16 protein-coding genes are annotated in these 16,615 nt (G+C 52.4%); 15 read left to right on the top strand and 1 reads right to left on the bottom strand.

What is annotated here, in order from left to right; translation table 11 throughout:
* Positions 1–132 precede the first annotated feature (132 nt).
* Complete coding sequence (gene map / locus HV477_RS09595; RefSeq protein ID WP_001018214.1) at positions 133–927, bottom strand: type I methionyl aminopeptidase; 795 nt, start codon at positions 925–927, stop codon at positions 133–135.
* 450 nt (positions 928–1,377) lie between these two features.
* Here map and rpsB point away from each other — a divergent pair, with 450 nt between their 5' ends.
* From rpsB to rnhB, 15 genes are all read left to right on the top strand, one after another.
* Positions 1,378–2,103, top strand: a complete 726-nt coding sequence (gene rpsB, locus HV477_RS09590; RefSeq protein ID WP_000246886.1) for a 30S ribosomal protein S2 — start codon at positions 1,378–1,380, stop codon at positions 2,101–2,103.
* Positions 2,104–2,360: 257 nt separating this feature from the next.
* Complete coding sequence (gene tsf, locus HV477_RS09585; RefSeq protein ID WP_000808106.1) at positions 2,361–3,212, top strand: translation elongation factor Ts; 852 nt, start codon at positions 2,361–2,363, stop codon at positions 3,210–3,212.
* Positions 3,213–3,356: 144 nt separating this feature from the next.
* Positions 3,357–4,082, top strand: a complete 726-nt coding sequence (gene pyrH / locus HV477_RS09580; RefSeq protein WP_000224567.1) for a UMP kinase — start codon at positions 3,357–3,359, stop codon at positions 4,080–4,082.
* A 146-nt stretch (positions 4,083–4,228) separates the two neighbouring features.
* Entirely contained in the window at positions 4,229–4,786 is a 558-nt protein-coding gene (frr, locus tag HV477_RS09575) for a ribosome recycling factor (RefSeq protein ID WP_000622423.1), read from the top strand.
* 141 nt (positions 4,787–4,927) lie between these two features.
* Positions 4,928–6,124 carry a 1-deoxy-D-xylulose-5-phosphate reductoisomerase gene (gene ispC / locus HV477_RS09570; protein ID WP_079898656.1) on the top strand — a complete coding sequence of 399 codons (1,197 nt, stop codon included), beginning with the start codon at positions 4,928–4,930 and terminating at the stop codon, positions 6,122–6,124.
* Between the two features lie 312 nt (positions 6,125–6,436).
* The gene (gene ispU, locus HV477_RS09565; RefSeq protein ID WP_079898653.1) at positions 6,437–7,195 is read left to right on the top strand and encodes a (2E,6E)-farnesyl-diphosphate-specific ditrans,polycis-undecaprenyl-diphosphate synthase; all 759 of its coding nucleotides are present in this window, start codon (positions 6,437–6,439) and stop codon (positions 7,193–7,195) included.
* Between the two features lie 12 nt (positions 7,196–7,207).
* Entirely contained in the window at positions 7,208–8,065 is an 858-nt protein-coding gene (gene cdsA / locus HV477_RS09560) for a phosphatidate cytidylyltransferase (protein WP_000922422.1), read from the top strand.
* Positions 8,066–8,076: 11 nt separating this feature from the next.
* On the top strand, positions 8,077–9,429 hold the full coding sequence (rseP, locus tag HV477_RS09555; protein ID WP_000949017.1) for a sigma E protease regulator RseP: 1,353 nt from the start codon (positions 8,077–8,079) through the stop codon (positions 9,427–9,429).
* A gap of 31 nt (positions 9,430–9,460) precedes the next feature.
* On the top strand, positions 9,461–11,872 hold the full coding sequence (bamA, locus tag HV477_RS09550; protein WP_021293678.1) for an outer membrane protein assembly factor BamA: 2,412 nt from the start codon (positions 9,461–9,463) through the stop codon (positions 11,870–11,872).
* Positions 11,873–11,994: 122 nt separating this feature from the next.
* A complete protein-coding gene (skp, locus tag HV477_RS09545) occupies positions 11,995–12,480 on the top strand; it encodes a molecular chaperone Skp (protein WP_000758966.1) in 486 nt (161 codons plus the stop codon).
* A 3-nt stretch (positions 12,481–12,483) separates the two neighbouring features.
* Positions 12,484–13,509 carry a UDP-3-O-(3-hydroxymyristoyl)glucosamine N-acyltransferase gene (lpxD, locus tag HV477_RS09540; RefSeq protein WP_001139266.1) on the top strand — a complete coding sequence of 342 codons (1,026 nt, stop codon included), beginning with the start codon at positions 12,484–12,486 and terminating at the stop codon, positions 13,507–13,509.
* 105 nt (positions 13,510–13,614) lie between these two features.
* Positions 13,615–14,070 (top strand): 3-hydroxyacyl-ACP dehydratase FabZ, encoded by a 456-nt coding sequence (gene fabZ, locus HV477_RS09535; protein WP_000210741.1) that lies wholly within the window; start codon positions 13,615–13,617, stop codon positions 14,068–14,070.
* Between the two features lie 3 nt (positions 14,071–14,073).
* Positions 14,074–14,862: an acyl-ACP--UDP-N-acetylglucosamine O-acyltransferase gene (gene lpxA, locus HV477_RS09530; protein ID WP_000565950.1), complete on the top strand. Its 789-nt coding sequence runs from the start codon at positions 14,074–14,076 to the stop codon at positions 14,860–14,862.
* Positions 14,862–16,010 carry a lipid-A-disaccharide synthase gene (gene lpxB / locus HV477_RS09525; RefSeq protein ID WP_000741216.1) on the top strand — a complete coding sequence of 383 codons (1,149 nt, stop codon included), beginning with the start codon at positions 14,862–14,864 and terminating at the stop codon, positions 16,008–16,010. The genes lpxA and lpxB overlap by 1 nt, the downstream gene beginning before the upstream one ends.
* Entirely contained in the window at positions 16,007–16,603 is a 597-nt protein-coding gene (gene rnhB / locus HV477_RS09520; RefSeq protein WP_000569411.1) for a ribonuclease HII, read from the top strand. Before lpxB ends, rnhB begins: the two co-directional genes overlap by 4 nt.
* Positions 16,604–16,615: the final 12 nt, after the last annotated feature.

The following is a 16,615-nucleotide window of genomic DNA, read 5'->3' as shown; positions in this document are numbered from 1 at the left end:
CTCCAGTCACGTACTTATGTACGCTCCTGAAGATTCACTCTCTTGCCGCCTTGAGGCAACTCGAATGATTTTGAGTAAAGGTGTAATTTGTAGGCCTGATAAGATGCGAAGGCATCGCCATCAGGCAAAACATTATTCGTCGTGTGTGATGATCGCCGGGATGGTGTCATCTTTACGCAGCGTCAGAATTTCACAGCCGTTTTCCGTTACCACAATAGTATGCTCGTACTGAGCAGACAAGCTGCGGTCTTTGGTTTTTACCGTCCAGCCGTCTTTCATGGTGCGGATACGGTAATCCCCGGCGTTCAGCATCGGTTCAATGGTAAAGGTCATGCCAGGCTGCAACACGACGCCGCCATCGTCTGCATCATAATGCAGCACCTGCGGTTCTTCATGGAAGCCGCGACCAATACCGTGTCCGCAGTATTCACGTACCACGGAGAAACCTTCGCCTTCGGCATATTTCTGGATGGCGGCGCCAATGGTGCGCAGGCGGATGCCCGGTTTCACCATTTTGATGCCCAGATACAGGCTCTCTTGCGTGACGCGGCACAGACGCTCGCCCAGAATGGTCGGTTTGCCGACGATAAACATCTTCGAGGTATCGCCGTGGAATTCATCTTTAATCACGGTCACGTCGATGTTGACGATATCACCATCTTTCAGATGTTTAGCGTCATCCGGAATGCCGTGGCACACCACTTCATTAATAGAGATACAGACGGATTTCGGATAGCCGTGGTAGCCGAGGCAGGCGGAGATCGCGTGTTGTTCGTTAACGATGTAATCGTTACAGATACGGTCCAGTTCGCCGGTGGTGACGCCCGGTTTGATATACGGTTCGATCATTTCCAGCACTTCGGCTGCCAGACGGCCCGCGACGCGCATTTTTTCGATGTCTTCAGATGTCTTGATAGAGATAGCCATGAATTCTGTCCATCAGTGCCGATGATTTCGGCAATAATTGTGTAAGTGCTGACAATGGTATCAGTCAGGGGTGTACCCTGCCAAATTGAGAATCATTCTGAACTTCGCCTTTCGTGCCACAGGTGTGTTGGCGACATTTTTTCACCCCAGTCACTTACTGGCCGTAAGCTCCAGGGGATTCAAAAATTTGCCGCCTGCCTGTAACACGAAATTCATCGTTCAATTCAGCACTGAGTGCCAACAATTATTGGTGTCGGTGGCGTATTTGTGGTATAAAGCGCGCCGGACTTCCGATCCATTCGAAGACTACACACGATGGACGGGAGCGACAAATCTCACTTTGTGTAACAACACACACGTATCGGCACATATTCCGGGGTGCCCTTTGGGGTCGGTAATATGGGATACGTGGAGGCATAACCCCAACTTAATCTATAGAGGTTTTAAATCATGGCAACTGTTTCCATGCGCGACATGCTCAAGGCTGGTGTTCACTTCGGTCACCAGACCCGTTACTGGAACCCGAAAATGAAGCCGTTCATCTTCGGCGCGCGTAACAAAGTTCACATCATCAACCTTGAGAAAACTGTACCGATGTTCAACGAAGCTCTGGCTGAACTGAACAAGATCTCTGCTCGTAAAGGTAAAATCCTTTTCGTTGGTACTAAACGCGCTGCAAGCGAAGCGGTGAAAGAAGCTGCTAACAGCTGCGACCAGTTCTTCGTGAACCATCGCTGGCTGGGCGGTATGCTGACTAACTGGAAAACAGTTCGTCAGTCCATCAAACGTCTGAAAGACCTGGAAACTCAGTCTCAGGACGGTACTTTCGAAAAGCTGACCAAGAAAGAAGCGCTGATGCGTACTCGTGAGCTTGAGAAACTGGAAAACAGCCTGGGCGGTATCAAAGACATGGGCGGTCTGCCGGACGCTCTGTTCGTTATCGATGCTGACCACGAGCACATTGCTATCAAAGAAGCGAACAACCTGGGTATCCCGGTATTTGCTATCGTTGATACCAACTCTGATCCGGACGGCGTTGACTTCGTTATCCCGGGTAACGATGACGCAATCCGTGCTGTTAGCCTGTACCTGGGCGCTGTCGCTGCAACCGTTCGTGAAGGCCGTTCTCAGGATCTGGCTTCCCAGGCGGAAGAAAGCTTCGTAGAAGCCGAGTAATAAGGCTTGATAACTCCCTAAAATAGTTCGAGTTGCAGGAAGGCGGCAAGCTCGAGAATTCCCGGGAGCTTACATCAGTAAGTGACCGGGATGAGCGAGTGAAGGCAACGCGCCTGCGGCTCGAAATATGAAGGGGAGAGCCCTTATAGACCAGGTAGTATCACGTTTGGTTAGGGGGCCTGTATATGGCCCCCTTTTTCACTTTTATATCTGTGCGGTTTGATGCCGGGCAGATCAAATCTTTCGAGGATTTTAGAATGGCTGAAATTACCGCATCCCTGGTAAAAGAGCTGCGTGAGCGTACTGGCGCAGGCATGATGGATTGCAAAAAAGCGCTGACTGAAGCGAATGGCGACATTGAGCTGGCAATCGAAAACATGCGTAAGTCCGGCGCTATCAAAGCAGCGAAAAAAGCAGGCAACGTGGCTGCTGACGGCGTAATCAAAACCAAAATCGACGGCAACGTCGCTTTCATTCTGGAAGTTAACTGCCAGACTGACTTCGTGGCTAAAGATGCTGGCTTCCAGGCATTTGCTGACAAAGTGCTGGATGCCGCTGTTGCTGGCAAAATCACTGACGTAGAAGTCCTGAAAGCGCAGTTCGAAGAAGAGCGCGTTGCTCTGGTTGCGAAAATCGGCGAGAACATCAACATTCGTCGCGTAGCTTCCCTGGAAGGCGACGTTCTGGGTTCTTACCAGCACGGTGCGCGCATTGGCGTTCTGGTTGCCGCTAAAGGCGCTGACGAAGAGCTGGTTAAACAGCTGGCGATGCACGTTGCGGCAAGCAAGCCGGAATTCGTTAAGCCGGAAGACGTGTCTGCTGACGTGGTAGAGAAAGAGTACCAGGTACAGCTGGACATCGCGATGCAGTCCGGTAAGCCGAAAGAAATCGCAGAGAAAATGGTTGAAGGCCGCATGAAGAAATTCACCGGCGAAGTTTCTCTGACTGGTCAGCCTTTCGTCATGGAACCGAGCAAATCTGTTGGCCAACTGCTGAAAGAGCACAACGCTGACGTGACTGGCTTCATCCGCTTTGAAGTGGGCGAAGGCATTGAGAAAGTCGAGACTGACTTTGCAGCAGAAGTTGCTGCGATGTCTAAGCAGTCCTGATTTTCCTGAGGAGCCGCCTGAGGGCGGCTTCTTTTTGCGCCTCTCTTGTAAAATCAGCCGACGCCTGGCGTCTGCGCTGAAATGCGACGTACAATGTCGCCGGAATTAACTCATATCAATCGTTGACAGTCTCAGGAAAGAAACATGGCTACCAATGCAAAACCCGTCTATAAACGCATTCTGCTTAAATTAAGCGGCGAAGCTCTGCAGGGTACGGAAGGCTTCGGTATTGATGCAAGCATACTGGATCGTATGGCTCAGGAGATCAAAGAACTGGTTGAACTGGGTATTCAGGTTGGTGTGGTGATTGGCGGTGGTAACCTGTTCCGTGGCGCGGGTCTGGCAAAAGCGGGGATGAACCGCGTTGTGGGCGACCACATGGGCATGTTGGCCACCGTCATGAACGGCCTGGCAATGCGTGATGCGCTTCACCGCGCCTATGTGAACGCCCGCCTGATGTCGGCAATTCCTTTAAACGGCGTGTGCGACAACTACAGTTGGGCCGAGGCTATTAGCCTGCTGCGTAATAACCGTGTTGTGATTCTGTCTGCAGGTACGGGTAACCCGTTCTTCACTACCGACTCTGCGGCCTGTCTGCGCGGGATCGAAATTGAAGCGGATGTCGTACTGAAAGCGACCAAAGTGGATGGCGTATTCACTGCCGATCCGGCAAAAGATCCTTCCGCGACCATGTACGATCAGCTGACCTACAGCGAAGTGCTGGATAAAGAGCTGAAAGTGATGGATCTGGCGGCGTTCACGCTGGCTCGTGACCACAAACTGCCGATTCGTGTTTTCAACATGAACAAACCGGGCGCGCTGCGTCGTGTGGTGATGGGCGAAAAAGAAGGGACGTTAATCACGGAATAATTCCCGTGAGCGCCAAATACGGGTAAGATTCTGTTCTATTGACGGGTCTTATTACCTGGCAGAAATTAAACGAGACTATACTTAGCACATCTTTATATTGTGTGACCGTCTGGTCTGACTGAGACTAGTTTTCAAGGATTCGTAACGTGATTAGCGATATCAGAAAAGATGCTGAAGTACGCATGGAAAAATGCGTTGAAGCGTTCAAAACCCAAATCAGCAAAGTGCGCACGGGTCGTGCTTCTCCCAGCCTGCTGGATGGTATTGTCGTAGAATACTATGGCACTCCGACCCCGCTGCGCCAGTTGGCAAGCGTAACGGTAGAAGACTCCCGTACCTTAAAAATTAACGTGTTTGACCGTTCTATGGGGCCAGCCGTTGAAAAAGCGATCATGGCGTCAGACCTCGGTTTGAATCCAAGCTCTGCGGGCACCGACATTCGCGTTCCGCTGCCGCCGCTGACCGAAGAACGTCGTAAAGATCTGACGAAAATTGTCCGTGGCGAAGCGGAGCAGGCGCGTGTCGCCGTTCGTAACGTCCGCCGTGATGCGAACGATAAAGTAAAAGCTCTGCTGAAAGATAAAGCGATCAGTGAAGATGACGATCGTCGCTCTCAGGAAGAAGTACAGAAAATGACCGACGCGGCAATTAAGAAAGTGGATGCGGCGTTGGCAGATAAAGAAGCAGAACTGATGCAGTTCTGATTGATCTGTACGCAGATATAAACTCATTCCACCGCTAAACCTGGCGGATGAGTGGTGTACAAAGCGCCGCGCAGAAGACATTATCAGGTCTCCTGTGCGGCGTTTTGCTTTTTATTCCGTTTCAACACTTCTGGACGTTTCATGAAGCAATTAACCATTCTGGGCTCGACTGGCTCTATTGGTTGCAGCACACTGGACGTGGTGCGCCATAATCCTGATAGCTTCCGCGTTATCGCGCTGGTGGCGGGTAAAAATGTCGCCCGCATGGCGGAGCAGTGCCTGGAGTTCTCGCCGCGTTATGCCGTGATGGACGATACGTCGAGCGCAGAACAGCTCAAAATAATGCTTCAGCAGCATGGCAGCCGCACCGAGGTTCTGAGCGGTCAGCAGGCTGCCTGTGAGATGGCGGCGCTTGATGAGGTCGGGCATGTGATGGCGGCCATTGTGGGCGCGGCTGGTTTACTGCCGACCCTGGCGGCGATTCGCGCAGGGAAGACGATTCTGCTGGCGAATAAAGAATCGCTGGTGACCTGCGGGCGGCTGTTTATGGACGAAGTAAAACGCAGCAACGCCCGGCTTTTACCTGTCGATAGCGAACATAACGCGATTTTTCAGAGTTTGCCGCAATCTATTCAGCATAATCTGGGATACGCTGACCTTGAGCAAAATGGCGTAACGTCGATTTTGCTTACCGGGTCTGGTGGCCCGTTTCGTGAAACGCCAATGTGCGATCTGGCAGCGATGACGCCGGATCAGGCATGTCGTCATCCGAACTGGTCGATGGGGCGAAAAATCTCCGTCGATTCCGCCACCATGATGAATAAAGGTCTGGAATACATTGAAGCGCGTTGGTTATTTAATGCCAGCGCATGTCAGATGGAAGTGTTGATCCATCCGCAATCGGTCATTCATTCGATGGTGCGTTATCAGGACGGCAGCGTCCTGGCGCAGCTTGGAGAACCTGACATGCGTACGCCTATTGCGCATACGATGGCATGGCCGAATCGCGTCACGTCCGGCGCGCAGCCGCTCGATTTTTGCAAACTCAGCGCGCTGACGTTTAGCGCGCCAGATTATCAGCGTTATCCTTGCCTGAAGCTGGCGATGGAGGCGTTTGAGCAAGGTCAGGCGGCAACGACGGCGCTCAATGCGGCAAACGAAATCACCGTTGCCGCGTTTCTGGCGCAACAGATTCGTTTTACCGATATCGCCGGGCTCAATTTAGCGGTGCTGGAGAGGATGGATTTACACGAACCGGCAAGCGTTGATGACGTATTGCAGGTTGACGCCATCGCGCGTGAAGTAGCCAGAAAACAAGTGATACGGCTCTCACGCTGACGATTATCCCGCGACAGAAGATCGTGCTATTTGTTAGCGTTGGGCTTCGGTGATATAGTCTGCGCCACCTGATCGCAGGTTTTTGGCTTTTTTCGGTCAGGTTAGCCGTGGTTTTACACGGCTTTTTTGTGGATACACAAAATCATTCAGGACGCATCGGGACGGCAGGCGGATACGTTCCCGGCGTGCGCAGACAGCGCACGACAGGGGCGATGAGGCGCAGTCATTCGCGAAGCGGAGCGAAGAGAATGTGTATAAAGGCTTCAGTATTCCTGAGTACCGCTAAATCCTTTCAGGGACAAAAAACGCGTTATGTTGTCTGCAACTCAACCAGTAAGCGAAAATTTGCCAGCACATGGCTGCCGTCATGTTGCCATAATTATGGATGGCAATGGCCGCTGGGCGAAAAAGCAAGGGAAGATCCGGGCCTTTGGGCATAAAGCCGGGGCGAAGTCCGTCCGGCGAGCGGTCTCTTTTGCTGCCAATAACGGTATTGATGCGTTAACGCTGTATGCCTTTAGTAGTGAAAACTGGAACCGACCAGTGCAGGAAGTGAGCGCGTTAATGGAGCTGTTTGTGTGGGCGCTGGATAGCGAAGTCAAAAGCCTGCACCGCCATAACGTTCGCCTGCGTATTATCGGCGATATCAGCCGATTCAACTCACGTTTACAAGAACGTATTCGCAAATCAGAAGCGCTTACCGCCCATAATACGGGTCTAACGCTGAATATCGCTGCGAATTACGGCGGACGTTGGGATATTGTCCAGGGAGTCCGACAACTGGCGGAACAGGTGCAGGCTGGAGTGCTGCGCCCCGATCAGATTGATGAAGAGAGACTAGGCCAGCAAATCTGTATGCATGAGCTGGCGCCTGTGGATTTAGTAATTAGGACTGGGGGAGAGCATCGCATTAGTAACTTTTTGCTTTGGCAAATTGCCTATGCCGAACTTTACTTTACGGATGTTCTTTGGCCCGATTTCGATGAACAAGACTTTGAAGGTGCGCTGCATGCCTTTGCTAATCGAGAGCGTCGTTTCGGCGGTACCGAGCCTGGTGATGACAAAGCCTGATGGGGGTTGCTTTTGCTGAAGTATCGCCTGATTTCTGCTTTTGTGTTAATACCCGCGGTCATCGCTGCGCTTTTTTTATTGCCGCCGGTGGGGTTCGCCATTATTACGCTGGTTGTCTGTATGCTGGCCGCGTGGGAATGGGGACAGTTAAGCGGTTTCGCCGCGCGTTCACAGCGGGTTTGGCTGGCGGTGCTGTGTGGTCTGTTATTGGCGCTGATGCTATTTTTGTTGCCTGAGTATCATCACAACATTCGTCAACCGCTGGTTGAGATGTCGCTTTGGGCATCGTTAGGATGGTGGGTTGTCGCGCTACTGCTGGTGCTATTTTATCCCGGTTCGGCGGCAATCTGGCGCAACTCAAAAACATTGCGTCTCATTTTCGGTTTGTTAACTATTGTGCCATTTTTCTGGGGAATGCTGGCGCTGCGCGCCTGGCACTATGACGAGAATCATTACAGTGGCGCAATATGGCTACTCTATGTCATGATCCTGGTCTGGGGAGCGGACTCTGGCGCGTATATGTTTGGTAAATTATTTGGCAAACATAAGCTGGCGCCGAAGGTTTCCCCGGGTAAAACCTGGCAAGGGTTTATCGGCGGGCTTGCTACGGCTGCCGTGATCTCATGGGGTTACGGTATGTGGGCGAATCTGAATGTTGCGCCTGTTATCTTGCTGATTTGCTCTGTGGTGGCGGCTCTGGCTTCTGTACTGGGCGACCTCACCGAGAGTATGTTTAAGCGCGAAGCAGGAATTAAGGATAGCGGCCACTTGATTCCAGGTCATGGCGGCATTCTGGACCGAATTGACAGCCTGACGGCTGCCGTACCGGTCTTTGCTTGCCTGTTGTTACTGGTGTTCAGGACGCTCTAACGGAAGGTTTTATGCTGAGTATTCTCTGGAATCTGGCTGCATTCATCATCGCACTGGGCGTGCTGATCACTGTGCATGAATTTGGTCATTTCTGGGTTGCCCGGCGCTGCGGTGTGCGAGTTGAGCGCTTTTCCATCGGTTTTGGCAAAGCGCTCTGGCGTCGTACCGATCGGTACGGCACCGAGTATGTCATCGCCCTGATCCCGCTGGGCGGCTACGTCAAAATGCTGGATGAGCGCGCCGAACCGGTAGCGCCGGAATTGCGTCGTCACGCCTTCAATAACAAAACGGTGGGCCAGCGCGCCGCAATTATTGCCGCAGGTCCGGTTGCGAACTTCATTTTTGCTATCTTTGCTTACTGGCTGGTCTTTATCATCGGCGTCCCTGGCGTTCGTCCGGTCATTGGCGAAATAACGCCCAACTCGATTGCTGCGCAGGCGCAAATTGCGCCTGGTACGGAACTTAAAGCCGTTGATGGTATCGAAACCCCTGATTGGGATGCCGTGCGTTTACAACTGGTGTCCAAAATTGGCGATCAGCAGACGACGGTGAGCGTCGCGCCGTTTGGCAGCGACCAGCGGCAGGACAAAACGCTTGATTTACGTCACTGGGCATTTGAGCCTGATAAGCAAGATCCTGTATCTTCTTTAGGAATTCGGCCCCGCGGGCCACAGATCGAACCGGTACTGTCAGAAGTGCAGGCGAATTCCGCAGCCAGTAAAGCGGGTTTGCAAGCAGGCGACAGGATCGTTAAAGTCGATGGTCAGCCGTTAACGCAGTGGATGAAATTCGTGACGTTTGTACGCGATAATCCCGGTAAGCCGTTAGCGTTAGAGATTGAAAGGCAGGGGAGCGCCTTGTCGTTGACGTTAACGCCGGATACGAAATCGGTTAACGGAAAGGCGGAAGGGTTTGCAGGCGTGGTGCCTAAAATTATTCCTCTGCCGGAAGAGTACAAGACTATACGCCAGTATGGGCCTTTTAGCGCCATCCTCGAAGCCACGGATAAGACGTGGCAGTTGATGAAGCTGACGGTCAGTATGCTGGGTAAATTGATAACCGGTGATGTGAAACTGAACAACCTCAGTGGGCCGATTTCTATCGCTCAGGGGGCTGGGATGTCAGCGGAGTTCGGGGTGATTTATTACCTGATGTTCCTTGCGCTAATCAGCGTGAACTTAGGGATAATTAACCTGTTTCCGCTGCCCGTTCTTGACGGGGGTCATCTGCTGTTCCTGGCGATTGAAAAGCTTAAGGGCGGGCCGGTATCCGAGCGGGTTCAAGACTTTAGTTATCGCATTGGCTCGATTTTGCTGGTGTTGTTAATGGGGCTTGCACTTTTCAATGATTTCTCTCGGTTGTAAGAGAGTTAGTTAGGAAGAACGCATAATAACGATGGCGATGAAAAAGTTGCTCATAGCGTCGCTGCTGTTCAGCAGCGCCACCGTATACGGTGCTGAAGGGTTCGTAGTGAAGGACATTCATTTCGAAGGCCTGCAGCGAGTCGCCGTTGGTGCGGCTCTCCTCAGTATGCCGGTGCGCACAGGCGACACGGTTAATGATGAAGATATCAGTAACACCATTCGCGCTCTGTTCGCCACCGGCAACTTTGAGGACGTCCGCGTCCTGCGCGATGGTAATACCCTTCTGGTTCAGGTAAAAGAACGTCCGACCATTGCCAGCATCACTTTCTCCGGGAACAAGTCGGTGAAAGATGACATGCTCAAGCAAAACCTCGAAGCGTCTGGCGTACGTGTTGGCGAGTCTCTGGATCGCACCACGCTGTCTGATATCGAAAAAGGTCTGGAAGACTTTTACTATAGCGTAGGTAAATACAGCGCCAGCGTTAAGGCGGTCGTCACGCCGCTGCCGCGCAACCGTGTTGATCTTAAACTGGTGTTCCAGGAGGGCGTATCGGCGAAGATCCAACAGATCAACATCGTCGGTAACCATGCCTTTAGCACCGAAGAACTCATTTCTCATTTCCAGTTGCGTGACGAAGTGCCGTGGTGGAACGTCGTCGGCGATCGTAAATACCAGAAACAGAAGCTGGCGGGCGACCTTGAAACCTTGCGCAGTTACTATCTGGATCGCGGCTACGCGCGTTTCAATATTGACTCCACGCAAGTGAGTCTGACGCCGGATAAGAAAGGGATCTACATCACCGTCAATATCACCGAAGGCGATCAGTACAAGCTTTCCGGGGTTCAGGTGAGCGGTAACCTGGCCGGACATTCCGCTGAAATTGAGAACCTGACGAAAATTGAACCGGGCGAGCTCTATAACGGCACCAAAGTGACCAAAATGGAAGATGACATCAAAAAGCTTCTGGGTCGCTATGGTTACGCCTATCCGCGCGTGCAGTCACAGCCTGAAATTAACGATGCTGACAAAACCGTAAAACTGCGCGTAAACGTCGATGCGGGCAACCGTTTCTACGTGCGTAAGATCCGCTTTGAAGGCAACGACACCTCAAAAGATTCCGTTCTGCGCCGTGAAATGCGCCAGATGGAAGGGGCGTGGCTGGGCAGCGACCTGGTTGACCAGGGGAAAGAGCGTTTGAACCGTCTCGGCTTCTTTGAAACTGTCGACACCGACACGCAGCGCGTTCCGGGTAGCCCGGATCAGGTTGATGTGGTGTACAAGGTGAAAGAGCGCAACACCGGTAGCTTTAACTTCGGTATCGGTTACGGTACAGAAAGCGGCGTTAGCTTCCAGGCCGGCGTTCAGCAGGACAACTGGTTAGGTACCGGTTATTCCGTGGGGATTAACGGTACCAAAAACGACTACCAGACCTACAGCGAACTGTCCGTTACTAACCCATACTTTACCGTTGACGGCGTGAGCCTCGGTGGTCGTATCTTCTATAACGACTTTGAAGCGGATGATGCCGACCTGTCCGACTATACCAACAAGAGTTACGGTACGGATGTGACGCTTGGCTTCCCCATCAACGAGTACAACACGTTGCGTGCTGGTCTGGGTTATGTCCATAACAAACTGTCCAACATGCAGCCGCAGATCGCGATGGATCGTTATCTTGAATCGATGGGCGACCCTGATGCCAGCGATTTTGCTGCCGACGACTTCACCTTTAACTACGGCTGGACCTATAACAAGCTTGACCGTGGTTATTTCCCGACGGACGGCTCGCGAGTCAACCTGACGGGTAAGGTGACGATCCCAGGTTCCGACAACGAATACTACAAAGTGTCGCTGGATACCGCGACCTATGTGCCTATCGATAACGATCACAAGTGGGTGGTTTTGGGGCGTACTCGTTGGGGTTATGGCGATGGTTTAGGCGGCAAGGAAATGCCGTTCTATGAGAACTTCTATGCCGGTGGTTCCAGTACCGTGCGTGGTTTCCAGTCGAATACTATCGGCCCGAAAGCGGTCTATAAAAATGGCGCCCACACTAGTTGGGACGATAATGATGATTACGAAGATTGTACTCAGGAATCAGGCTGTAAATCAGATGATGCGGTAGGTGGTAATGCCATGGCTGTCGCCAGCCTGGAATTTATTACCCCGACGCCGTTCATCAGCGAAAAGTATGCCAACTCGGTTCGTACCTCCTTCTTCTGGGATATGGGTACCGTTTGGGATACGAACTGGGATCCGTCATCTGCGCCGTCAGATGTACCGGACTACAGCGATCCAGGCAACATCCGTATGTCCGCGGGTATCGCATTACAATGGATGTCCCCATTGGGGCCGTTGGTCTTCTCCTACGCCCAGCCGTTTAAAAAGTACGATGGAGACAAAGCCGAGCAGTTCCAGTTTAACATTGGTAAAACCTGGTAATTGTTCACTGCAAAGGAATGCATTGGTAGTGTAGCGATGACTTTTGGCGATGCCCCCAGGGATCGCCAGGCCACGCAAAGAGCTGTACCTTCGGGTGCAAATGGGATGGTAAGGAGTTTATTGTGAAAAAGTGGTTATTAGCTGCAGGTCTTGGTTTGGCGATGGTAACGTCCGCACAGGCTGCTGACAAAATTGCAATCGTCAACATGGGCAATCTGTTCCAACAGGTTGCGCAGAAGACGGGTGTATCCAATACACTGGAAAACGAATTTAAAGGCCGTGCGGCTGAACTGCAAAAAATGGAAACCGATCTGCAATCTAAAATGCAGCGTCTGCAATCCATGAAAGCAGGTAGCGATCGTACTAAGCTGGAAAAAGACGTGATGTCTCAGCGCCAGACTTTCGCGCAAAAGGCGCAGGCTTTTGAGAAAGATCGCGCTCGTCGTTCCAACGAAGAACGCAACAAACTGGTGACTCGAATCCAGACTGCGGTGAAAAAAGTGGCTAACGACCAGAGTATCGATCTGGTGGTAGACGCAAACACCGTTGCTTACAACAGCAGCGATGTGAAAGACATCACCGCTGACGTACTGAAACAGGTTAAATAAGTAATGCCTTCAATTCGACTGGCTGACTTAGCAGAACAGTTGGATGCAGAATTACACGGTGATGGCGATATCGTCATCACCGGCGTTGCGTCCATGCAATCTGCAACAACAGGCCACATTACGTTTATGGTAAATCCTAAGTACCGTGAACACTTAGGTTTATGCCAGGCTTCTGCGGTTGTCATGACGCAGGACGATCTTCCTTTTGCCAAGAGCGCGGCGCTGGTAGTTAAAAATCCCTACCTGACCTACGCGCGCATGGCGCAAATTTTAGATACTACGCCGCAGCCCGCGCAGAATATCGCGCCAAGCGCCGTGATTGATGCGACGGCAACGCTGGGTAGCAATGTTTCAGTCGGCGCGAATGCGGTGATTGAATCTGGCGTACAACTGGGCGATAACGTGGTTATCGGCGCAGGCTGTTTCGTCGGGAAAAATACCAAAATCGGGGCGGGTTCACGCTTGTGGGCGAACGTAACGATTTACCACGACATTCAGATCGGTGAGAATTGCCTGATCCAGTCCAGTACGGTGATCGGCGCGGACGGTTTTGGCTACGCTAACGATCGTGGCAACTGGGTGAAGATCCCACAACTGGGCCGGGTCATTATTGGCGATCGTGTCGAGATTGGCGCTTGTACCACCATTGACCGTGGTGCGTTGGATGATACTGTTATTGGCAATGGCGTGATTATTGATAATCAGTGCCAGATTGCACATAACGTCGTGATTGGCGACAATACGGCAGTTGCCGGTGGCGTCATTATGGCGGGTAGCCTGAAGATTGGCCGTTACTGCATGATTGGCGGCGCCAGCGTGATCAATGGGCATATGGAAATATGCGACAAAGTCACGGTAACTGGCATGGGTATGGTGATGCGTCCCATCACGGAACCGGGCGTCTACTCCTCAGGCATTCCGCTGCAACCCAACAAAGTATGGCGTAAAACTGCTGCACTGGTGATGAACATTGATGATATGAGCAAGCGTCTCAAAGCGATTGAGCGCAAGGTTAATCAACAAGACTAACGTTCCGCCTTGTAGTTGCCATTCTTTTCCGGCCTGTCACATTCATACGATTGCGGCAGGCCGTGTTATTATTGCCTTTTTGTATATTTGGACAGGAAGAGTATTTTGACTACTAACACTCATACTCTGCAGATTGAAGAGATTTTAGAGCTTCTGCCGCACCGTTTTCCGTTTTTACTGGTCGATCGCGTGCTGGACTTTGAAGAAGGTCGTTTTCTGCGTGCGGTGAAAAATGTCTCCGTCAACGAGCCGTTTTTCCAGGGGCATTTCCCGGGCAAACCGATTTTGCCAGGCGTGCTGATTCTGGAAGCGATGGCGCAGGCAACCGGTATTCTGGCGTTTAAAAGCGTTGGTAAACTGGAACCTGGCGAACTGTATTATTTCGCGGGTATTGATGAAGCGCGCTTTAAGCGTCCGGTGGTGCCAGGCGATCAGATGATCATGGAAGTCACTTTCGAGAAAACGCGCCGTGGCCTGACCCGCTTTAAAGGGGTTGCGCTGGTCGACGGTAAAGTTGTGTGCGAAGCAACCATGATGTGTGCTCGTAGCCGGGAGGCCTGATTCGTGATTGATAAATCCGCCTTTATTCATCCTACCGCCATTGTGGAAGACGGCGCTGTAATTGGCGCTAATGCCCACATTGGTCCCTTTTGTATTGTTGGGCCGCAGGTCGAAATTGGTGAGGGAACCGTACTGAAGTCTCATGTGGTCGTAAATGGTCAAACCAAAATCGGCCGCGACAACGAGATTTATCAGTTTGCCTCCATCGGTGAAGTGAACCAGGATCTGAAATATGCGGGTGAGCCGACCCGTGTGGAAATTGGCGATCGTAACCGCATCCGCGAAAGCGTCACCATTCATCGTGGTACAGTGCAGGGCGGTGGGTTGACGAAGGTGGGTAGCGATAACCTGCTGATGATCAATGCGCATGTCGCACATGATTGTACGGTAGGTAATCGCTGTATCCTCGCCAACAACGCCACGCTGGCGGGGCACGTATCAGTCGATGATTTTGCGATCATCGGCGGTATGACGGCAGTTCATCAATTCTGCATTATCGGTGCGCATGTGATGGTCGGCGGCTGCTCCGGCGTGGCGCAGGATGTCCCTCCGTATGTGATTGCGCAGGGTAACCATGCGACGCCGTTCGGGGTAAATATCGAAGGGCTGAAGCGTCGCGGCTTTAGCCGTGAAGGGCTGGTGGCGATTCGTAATGCCTACAAACTGTTGTACCGCAGTGGTAAAACGCTCGACGAAGCGAAGCTGGAAATCGCTGAACTTGCTGAAAAGCATCCGGAAGTGAAGGCGTTTACCGAGTTCTTTGAGCGTTCAACGCGCGGTCCGATTCGTTAATGGCGGCACAGCGTCCTTTAACGATTGCCCTGGTCGCCGGTGAAACGTCCGGCGATATTCTTGGCGCAGGCTTAATTCGTGCGCTGAAAGCGCGCGTACCCAACGCCCGTTTTGTGGGCGTTGCGGGGCCGCGTATGCAGGCCGAAGGGTGTGAAGCCTGGTACGAAATGGAAGAGCTGGCGGTCATGGGCATTGTTGAAGTGCTCGGACGTTTACGCCGTTTGTTGCATATCCGCGCCGATCTGACCCGCCGTTTTACCGAACTCAAGCCCGATGTCTTTGTCGGGATTGATGCCCCTGATTTCAATATTACCCTCGAAGGTAATCTGAAAAAGCAAGGGATTAAGACTATTCATTATGTCAGCCCGTCCGTTTGGGCCTGGCGACAGAAACGCGTTTTCAAAATAGGCAGATCCACCCATATGGTGCTGGCCTTTCTGCCTTTCGAAAAAGCGTTTTACGATAAATTTAACGTCCCGTGCCGCTTTATCGGTCACACCATGGCGGATGCCATGCCGCTGGACCCGGATAAAAATGCGGCGCGCGACGTGTTGGGTATCCCGCATGACGCCCATTGTCTGGCGCTACTGCCAGGCAGCCGTGGCGCGGAAGTGGAAATGCTCAGCGCCGACTTCCTGAAAACCGCGCAATTGCTGCGACAGCGCTATCCCGATCTGGAAGTGGTAGTGCCGCTGGTGAACGCGAAACGCCGCGAGCAGTTTGAAAAAATTAAAGCGGAGGTTGCGCCGGATCTCGCCGTTCATTTGCTGGACGGCATGGCGCGCGAGGCGATGATCGCCAGCGACGCGGCTCTGCTGGCCTCAGGCACGGCGGCGCTGGAGTGTATGCTGGCAAAATGCCCGATGGTCGTGGGGTATCGTATGAAGCCCTTCACTTTCTGGCTGGCGAAACGTCTGGTGAAAACGGAGTATGTGTCTTTGCCTAACCTGCTGGCGGGAAGAGAATTAGTCAAAGAGCTGTTGCAGGAAGAGTGCGAACCGCAAAAACTCGCCGAAGCGCTGTTGCCGCTACTGGCGAACGGTAAAACCAGCCATGCGATGCACGACACCTTCCGTGAGCTGCATCAGCAGATCCGCTGTAATGCCGATGAGCAGGCGGCAGATGCCGTCCTGGAGTTAGCACAATGATCGAATTTGTTTATCCACACACCCATTTAGTGGCGGGTGTGGATGAAGTGGGCCGTGGCCCGCTGGTGGGCGCCGTAGTGACCGCCGCCGTGATCCTCGATCCGGCTCGTCCGATCGTCGGTCTGAATGATTCCAAAAAATTGTCTGAAAAGCGTCGTCTGTCATTGTATGACGAGATTAAAGAAAAGGCATTAAGCTGGAGTCTGGGACGCGCGGAAGCGCATGAAATTGATGAGCTGAATATTTTACACGCCACCATGCTCGCCATGCAGCGCGCTGTCGCTGGTCTGCATATTGCGCCAGAATATGTGCTGATCGACGGCAATCGCTGTCCGGCGCTGCCTGTGCCGTCAATGGCCGTGGTGAAAGGCGACAGCCGCGTGGCGGAGATTAGCGCGGCGTCTATTCTGGCGAAAGTCACCCGCGACGCAGAAATGGCGGCGCTGGATATCGTTTTTCCTCAGTATGGCTTTGCGCAGCACAAAGGCTATCCAACCGCTTTTCATCTGGAAAAGTTGGCCCAGTATGGCGCGACGGCGCACCACCGACGCAGTTTTGCGCCTGTTAAACGCGCTCTGGGACTTGTGTCCTGACTCTTGTATCGA

Source organism: Salmonella sp. SG203, assembly GCF_013350575.1.
Classification (GTDB): domain Bacteria; phylum Pseudomonadota; class Gammaproteobacteria; order Enterobacterales; family Enterobacteriaceae; genus Salmonella; species Salmonella enterica.
This window is presented reverse-complemented; position numbering and strand designations above follow the sequence as displayed.